The 508-nt window shown below is 62.8% G+C and carries 1 protein-coding gene and 1 pseudogene; one reads left to right on the forward strand and one right to left on the reverse strand.

Annotation, left to right across the window (positions count from 1 at the left end; genetic code table 11):
- Nucleotides 1-375, forward strand: a pseudogene (locus ABGA94_RS17210) (hypothetical protein); the annotation flags it as partial.
- Here the strand turns inward: ABGA94_RS17210 and ABGA94_RS17215 are convergent.
- The coding region (locus ABGA94_RS17215) for an SDR family oxidoreductase (protein WP_375367842.1) at nucleotides 318-508 on the reverse strand (191 nt) is incomplete at its 5' end. The pseudogene ABGA94_RS17210 and the gene ABGA94_RS17215 overlap by 58 nt on opposite strands.

Genomic DNA, 508 nt, shown 5'->3' on the forward strand with positions numbered 1-508 from the left:
GCCAAGCTGGACCTGCTGCGTGAGATGCTGCCGTCGATGGTCGAGGAGGGCCGGCGCATCCTGTTGTTCTCGCAGTTCACCGGCATGCTGGCGTTGATCGCGCAGTTCATCATCCAGGTGCTGCTGATGCCGCTGGTGCTGATTCTGGGTGACGGCGACCGGGTGCGCGGCTTCGAACAGGTCATGACCGCCTTCGCACTGATCGGAACAGTGTTCTTCCTCGGCCTGGCCGTGTTCGGCCTGCGCGCATGGAGCGCGGCCGCACGCGAACCGCAGGTGGCAACGCATGGCAGGACTCGTGACATAGAAGTGAAATGTTATAACGTAACTATTTGTATCGACAAGGACGTGATGAGGCCTTGCCGCCAGACCTGAATCGCGGGAGGCGCGAACGAGGCATCGTCGCTGGCCAGCCAGGCTACCAATGCGGCCACTTCCTGCGGCGTACCCAGCCGCTTCAACGCGTGCCGCCCTTCCAGCGTGGCGCGCACCTTCGGGTCCATCTTCT

The sequence above is a fragment of the Stenotrophomonas sp. 3diitr2024 genome (assembly GCF_042136455.1).
Taxonomy (GTDB): Bacteria; Pseudomonadota; Gammaproteobacteria; order Xanthomonadales; family Xanthomonadaceae; genus Stenotrophomonas; species Stenotrophomonas sepilia.